Raw genomic sequence first — 6,366 nt, forward strand, 5'->3', positions numbered from 1 at the left:
GTCAGTCCGTTCCGCGGCTCCGGCGGGCGCTGCGCAGCGCCACGGCGACCGCGGCGACACCCGCCAGCACCAGCCCGGTCACCGCGTGCCCCGTACCGGGCCCGGCCTCGTCGGCCTCGGCATCCGCCTCGGCTCCGGCACCGAGCCGGGCGGCACCACCGCCGCCCGCCTGGACGGGGGCAACCGGAGAGGAGGCGGGGGCGGTGGGCTGGTGCGGCTGCGCCTTTGGTGGCGTCTTCGGCGGCGTTTTCTCTACGACGGTGAGGGCGCCCTTCGTCCGCACGCCCGCGCAGGTGATCCGCACGTCGTACGTGCCCGCCCTGACCGAGGAGCTGACGCGGGTCTCCCCGACGAGCGTGCCGCCGGAGCCGGTGAGGCGGGCGTCGGCGACGAAGGCCGCCGAGGACGCGGTGCCGGTGGTGGTGGAGCAGCCGGTGGTCCTGAGGGCTATGTCGGTACCGGGGGCGGGGGACGCCGGGGTCACCGAGAGGCCGCCTCCGTCCGCCGCGTGGGCGGCCGGGGTGAGCGCCGCGAAGATCGCCGCACCCGCACAGAGAGTGACTTTCAGTGGACCCATCATGAACCTCCCGTAGTCAGGAGGCTCCCCCGCGGGGCCCCGCCGCGCATCCTCAGCCGGGCCGCGCTGCTCCGTACGAGTTGGATTTCGTGGGAACCGGGTTTCAGACCCGGTCGACGAGGTCGGCGATGGAGTCGACGACCTTCGAGGGCCGGTACGGGAAGTCCTCGACCTGTTCGGGCCGGGTCAGCCCGGTGAGCACCAGGAAGGTCTGCATCCCGGCCTCCATGCCGGCCAGCACGTCCGTGTCCATGCGGTCGCCGATCATCGCGCTGGTCTCGGAGTGCGCGCCGATCGCGTTCAGCCCGGTGCGCATCATCAGCGGGTTCGGCTTGCCGGCGAAGTACGGCTTCTTGCCGGTCGCCTGGGTGATCAGCGCGGCGACGGCGCCGGTGGCGGGCAGCGGGCCCTCGGTGGAGGGGCCCGTCTCGTCGGGGTTGGTGCAGATGAAGCGGGCGCCGCCCAGGATCAGCCGTACGGCCTTGGTCATGGCCTCGAACGAATAGGTTCGAGTCTCGCCGAGGACGACGTAATCGGGCTCGTGGTCGGTGAGGATGTAGCCGATGTCGTGCAGCGCGGTGGTCAGGCCGGCCTCGCCGATGACGTACGCCGAGCCGCCGGGCCGCTGGTCGTCCAGGAACTGGGCGGTGGCCAGCGCCGAGGTCCAGATGGACTCGATCGGCACCTCAAGGCCCATGCGCCGCAGCCGGGCGTGCAGGTCGCGCCCGGTGTACATCGAGTTGTTGGTGAGGACCAGGAAGGGCTTCCCGGACTCCCGCAGCTTCTTCAGGAACGCGTCGGCACCGGGGATCGGAACGCCCTCGTGGATGAGCACACCGTCCATGTCGGTGAGCCATGACTCGATGGGCTTGCGGTCTGCCATGTGCGGGTTCTCCTGCCGTACGTGCGTGCATGTGCGGGGGCGCCGGAACCACGGCGTACCGACGCCCCCAGCGTAGTCAGGAAGCGGTGATCTCGACCCCGTCGATCACCCGGTACCGATGACCGAGCGAGTCAGGCCCGCGTAGCGGTGTGCCACTCCGCCGGGAAGCAGGTACTCGGCCAGCAGGTTGCCGGCGCGGCGGGACGGCAACCCCATGTCGTGCAGGAGTTCGTCCGCGCAGTGGATGTCGTAGGGGCCGAAGTCGTAGCCGCCGGAGCCTGGCAGTACCTGCTCCTGCCAGGCCAGGCGAGCGTCGATGGCCTCCCGCATCCCCTGCTCGCCCGGGGTGGTGCGCAGCGTCGCCCGGAAATGACGGGTCAGCCAGTGCGCGGTGAGTTCCATGCCCATGATGTTGTTGAAGACCTGCCGGAAACCGACGAACCCCAGCCGTTCGGCGCCGGGGGGCACGATGCCTCGGTAGAGCCGCAGCCTCCCGTCGGAATCGTGCACGCGCACGCTCGGGTCCAGGAACGGGAAGGTCTTGTGATGCCCGGTGGCGAACACGATGACATCCGCCGCCACTTCCTCGCCGGTCGCCAGTCGCAGCCCCTTGTCGGTGTACGCCTCGACGGCACTGACCTTGGGGGCGATCAGGCCGCGGCGGACGGCCCGCACGTAGCCGCGTGGCATCACTCCCGCGTGTGCCAGGTGGAAGGGGAGCGCGTGAGCGGGCCGCAGCTGTCTCGGCAGCCGGTACAGCCCGGTGGAAAGCAACATGTCGCGGGTGATGAGCCACCACAGAGCCCGCTTGACGCGCTCGTCGATGCGGTCGATCGGGCGGACGCAGGCCGGATCGTGGTAGCGGGGCAGGAGCGCCTCGCCGAGCCGGGTGAACAGGATCCACTTGTAGCCGACCAGACCGAGCAGGAGACGCTCGGGGATCATCCAGTTCACCCTGCGCTGCACGATCGTGGCCGAGGCCGCCTCGCGTGCGGCGCGGGTGATCAGGTCCAATGCGGACTTGCCGCCGCCCACGACGACCACGCGCCGCCCGGCGAATGTCCCGGCCCGCACCTCGTTGGAGTGCAGCACGGTCCCACGGAACGACTCACGCCCGGGCAGCTCGGGCATTCGGGGATGATGATGAGCCCCGCTGGCGACAACGACGTAGTCGAATGTCTCGCGATCAACGTCCGCCGCCTCGTCCCCGGCGGGCCGGGAGTCGACCGACCAGCCGGAGGCGCCCGCCCGCCCGGGCCCCTCCACCGGCCTGATGGAGATCACCTCGGTACCGGGCCGGACGCGGTCCAGTACACCGAAGGTCTTGGCGTAGTTCTCCAGGTAGCGTTGCGTGTCCACCGCGTCGGCGAAGTGCAGGCGGTTGGGCAGGTCCGCGAACTCGAAGATGCGGAGCGCGGACTGGTTGGCCAGCCCGTCGTAGCAGCCCTGCGCCGACCAGATCCCGCCGACCTGCTGGTACTTGTCGAAGACCGTGACGTCGAAGCCGTTCTCCAGCAGCACCTTGGCGGTGACGATTCCCCCGGGGCCGGCCCCGACCACACACGCTCTCATCAGCTGTCACTCCCCCTGGCGATCGCCGTGTCCAGCTCGCTCATCATCCCGGTCGCGGACCTCCATGCCCAGGGCGCCCTCACACCACAGCGCCTGAACCCCGCGCCCGCCCGCGTCGCTCCAGCGGACTGCGCGTTCCGCCGTCCTCGCCGCGCCTGGGGCGCACCGGCGGCGCCGGGCGGCTGCCCTCGAGCTGCACGGCGATCGGCACGGCGGTGAACACCGTCGACGCCATACCGATCACCACGCCGGCGATCAGCGCCAGGGAGAAGTCCGCGAGGGAGTCACCGCCGAGCACGGCCAGGGCGACCAGGATGAACAGCGCGCCCATACCGGTGTTCACCGTGCGCGGCAGCGTCTGGATGACGGCCTTGTTCGCGGTGGTTTCCAGGTCCGCCGCCGGATCGCGGCGGCGCGCCTCGCGCACCCGGTCGAAGACGACGACGGTGTCATTGACGGAGTACCCGATGATCGTGAGCAGGGCCGCCAGGAAGATGCTGTCGACGGGCTTGCCGAGCCAGGCGAACAGGCCCACCACGAGCAGCACGTCGTGCACCATGGCCGATACGGCCGCGGCGGCGAACGTCCACCGGAACCGCACGCTGAGGTAGATCAGCTGGGCGGCGACGGCGATGCCGAGCGCGATGAGCGCGTTCTGGCGCAGTTCGGCGCCGAGGCTCGGTCCGATCAGCTCGTCCCGCTCGACGGTGACCTCGCCGCCCTCCTTCGCCAGCGCCGTTTTGATCGTGTGCTGCTGGTCGTTGCTCAGCTCACCGGTGCGTACCGAGATGTCCCCGTCCCCCGACTCCTGCACCACCGCGCGCGGGAACCCGGCCTCCGTGACCGCCGTGCGCGCCGCGTCCACGTCCACGGGCCTGCTGGTGCTGTACTGCACCAGGCGCCCGCCGGTGAACTCCACCCCGAAGTCCAGGCCGCGCAGGCCGATTCCGACGACGGCGACCACGATCAGCAGCGCGCTGACGCCGAGCCAGCGGCGCCGATGGTGCACCAGGCGGGGTTTGCGGTGCGCGAGCCAGGCGCGCACCCGGCCGGTGGAGGTGATCCCGGTCAGGCCGGGCCGGCCCCGCACGAAGCGGCGCCGGATCGCGAAGTCGGCGAGGACCCGGGTGATCACCAGGGCCGAGATCATCGAGACGAGGACACCGATGGAGAGCGTGACGCCGAAGCCCTTGACGGGTCCGGTCGCGAAGAAGAAGAGCAGCCCGGACGCGAGCAGCGTGGTCACATTCGAGTCGACGACCGCGCTCCACGTCTTGCCGAAGGCGGTGCGCAGCGGCTTGTCGAGGCGGGCCGGGGCCGACTTCAAAGCGCGGGCACTCTGATACTCCTCGTCGACGACCGCGCTCCACGTCTTGCCGAAGGCGGTGCGCAGCGGCTTGTCCAGGCGCGACGGACCCGACTTCAGGGCGCGGGCTCCCAGATACTCCTCGCGGGCACGCTCGAAGACCAGCACGTTCGCGTCCACCGCCATGCCGATCGCCAGGACGAAACCGGCGAGTCCGGGCAGGGTCAGGGTCGCGCCCAGGGCGACCAGTGCGGCGTAGGAGATCAGCCCGTACAGCGCGAGCGCGATGGTGGCCAGGGCGCCGAGCAGCCGGTAGACGACGAGGATGAACAGCCCCGTCAGGGCGAGCCCGATGATCGCGGCCTGAGTGCTGGCGGCGATGGCGTCGGCACCGAGCGTGGGGCCGACGGTGCGCTGCTCCACGACCTCCACGGGCACCGGCAGCGCACCGCCCTTCACGAGCGCGGCCAGATCGCGGGCCTCCTCCCGGTCGAAACCGCCGGTGATCTGCGTGGAGCCGCCGGAGATACCGACCTTGCACGCCACATCCGCGTTGACGCCGGGCGCCGAGAGGACCTTGCCGTCCAGGACGATGGCGACGCGCCGCTCGGGGGCGCCCTGCGGGGCACAGGCCGCCGCCCCGGTGACCCGTGCCCAGTCCTTGCCTGCCTGCCCGCGGAAGGTGAGGTCGACCATCCAGCCCGACATCTGCTGCTGGTCGAGCACGGCCTCGGCGTCCTTGACGCCCTCGCCGGTGAGGGCGGTGGGCCCGAGCTCGAGGAACGCCCCCTTCTGGTCGGGGTCGGCCAGGGTGCGCGAGCCGTCCTCGGCCGGCTTCCCCTTGTTTTTGCCCTGCTCATCCGTCGCACCCCGCACCGGGTGGACGGTCAACTGGGCAGTGCGGCCGATGACTTCGGCGGCCTCGCGCGGGTCCTGCAGGCCGGGCAGCTCGACGAAGATCCGCTGCTGTCCGGACCGGTACAGGCTCGGCTCGGACACGCCGAGCGCGTCGACCCGCTGGCGGAGCACCTCCAGGGCCCGCTGGGTCGATTCGGCATTGGCCTCGACGACGGGTGAGTCCTTGGTCTCCAGGACGATCTGGGTGCCGCCGCGCAGGTCGAGGCCGAGGCGGGCGGACTGGGTGAGAGCGAAGAAGAGCGAGGCGGCGATCACACCTAGGGCGACGATCGCCCGCCACATGGGCGCGCGAGACATGAGTTCTCCACGATGGGCAGGCAGACGGAGTCGACGTCTGCGCCGGGCGCGGAGGCGAACGGTCAGGCGTCGATACGGACTTCGGTGCTCCATCGGGACGGCGGGCCACGCGGGCGACACGTGTGGGCGCCCCGGCTCGCTCCCGCGTCCGCGGCCGCCACGGCCACGTCGGGACCGCCGACAGCGCGGTGCGGGGCCGCGTCCCCGGTGCCAGGGCCCAGGAAGCCGTGGAACGGGTACGGCACGACGTCAGCGTGGCCGAGAACGGGACGCGCCACGGCGACGGGTCGCGGCGCGTCGGCGGTCGCGGACGCCTGCGCGATCGCCGTCGCGGTCACTGTCGCGGCCGTGCCCGTCGAGGACGGGCGGGACGCCGGCACCGACTTGGCCGACACCGGCAGGAGGAAGGTCAGGACCGCGAGCAGCGCGGAGAGCACGACGACGGCCGGGCGCGTGGGGTGTGCGCGGTGCTGCTGCACGCCTCTTGCCCCCCGGTCAAGTCGTCGTACGGAATCAGCAGTTGGGCACTGCGAGCCGACGGCTCGGTTCGTCCGGCCGTCAGTGACACGAACGTCGTCGGGCGTCCTGAGGTTCCCGACTCACCGCACGAGGGTTGCTGCCACGGATCGTCGCAGGCGGGCTCGGTGCGCTCAGCGGCGCCTGCGTACGAGGTACAGCGCGCCGCCCGTGGTGAGCAGGAAGACGACGGTGGCGGCGAGGGCACCGGGCGGTGTGCCGAGGCCGGTGCGGGCGAGTTCGTCGGCGAAGGGGAGGGGGGGGGGGGGGGGGGGGGCGGAGGCGTCGGCGGGTGGT

Annotated in this window: 5 protein-coding genes; all 5 read right to left on the reverse strand. The window is 71.6% G+C overall.

The window, feature by feature from the left end; translation table 11 throughout:
* Position 1 precedes the first annotated feature (1 nt).
* The 5 genes from KCH48_RS24120 to KCH48_RS24140 all read right to left on the reverse strand — a co-directional run bounded on the left by KCH48_RS24120 (position 2) and on the right by KCH48_RS24140 (position 6,032).
* Positions 2 to 577 (reverse strand): hypothetical protein, encoded by a 576-nt coding sequence (locus KCH48_RS24120; protein WP_210576805.1) that lies wholly within the window; start codon positions 575 to 577, stop codon positions 2 to 4.
* A gap of 103 nt (positions 578 to 680) precedes the next feature.
* The gene (locus tag KCH48_RS24125; RefSeq protein ID WP_210576783.1) at positions 681 to 1,460 is read right to left on the reverse strand and encodes an HAD-IIA family hydrolase; all 780 of its coding nucleotides are present in this window, start codon (positions 1,458 to 1,460) and stop codon (positions 681 to 683) included.
* Positions 1,461 to 1,565: 105 nt separating this feature from the next.
* Entirely contained in the window at positions 1,566 to 3,032 is a 1,467-nt protein-coding gene (locus KCH48_RS24130; RefSeq protein ID WP_210576784.1) for an NAD(P)/FAD-dependent oxidoreductase, read from the reverse strand.
* 79 nt (positions 3,033 to 3,111) lie between these two features.
* Positions 3,112 to 5,553: a protein translocase subunit SecD gene (gene secD, locus KCH48_RS24135; RefSeq protein ID WP_210576785.1), complete on the reverse strand. Its 2,442-nt coding sequence runs from the start codon at positions 5,551 to 5,553 to the stop codon at positions 3,112 to 3,114.
* A gap of 62 nt (positions 5,554 to 5,615) precedes the next feature.
* The gene (locus KCH48_RS24140) at positions 5,616 to 6,032 is read right to left on the reverse strand and encodes a hypothetical protein (protein ID WP_210576786.1); all 417 of its coding nucleotides are present in this window, start codon (positions 6,030 to 6,032) and stop codon (positions 5,616 to 5,618) included.
* Positions 6,033 to 6,366: the final 334 nt, after the last annotated feature.

It is taken from the genome of Streptomyces sp. GESEQ-4 (genome assembly GCF_017948455.1).
GTDB lineage: Bacteria > Actinomycetota > Actinomycetes > Streptomycetales > Streptomycetaceae > Streptomyces.

Excerpts from the sequence above, each read along its gene's own strand:
- KCH48_RS24120 (WP_210576805.1), bottom strand. The coding sequence starts at position 577 with ATGGGTCCACTGAAAGTCACTCTCTGTGCGGGTGCGGCGATCTTCGCG.
- KCH48_RS24125 (WP_210576783.1), bottom strand. The coding sequence starts at position 1,460 with ATGGCAGACCGCAAGCCCATCGAGTCATGGCTCACCGACATGGACGGT.
- KCH48_RS24130 (WP_210576784.1), bottom strand. The coding sequence starts at position 3,032 with ATGAGAGCGTGTGTGGTCGGGGCCGGCCCCGGGGGAATCGTCACCGCC.
- secD (WP_210576785.1), bottom strand. The coding sequence starts at position 5,553 with ATGTCTCGCGCGCCCATGTGGCGGGCGATCGTCGCCCTAGGTGTGATC.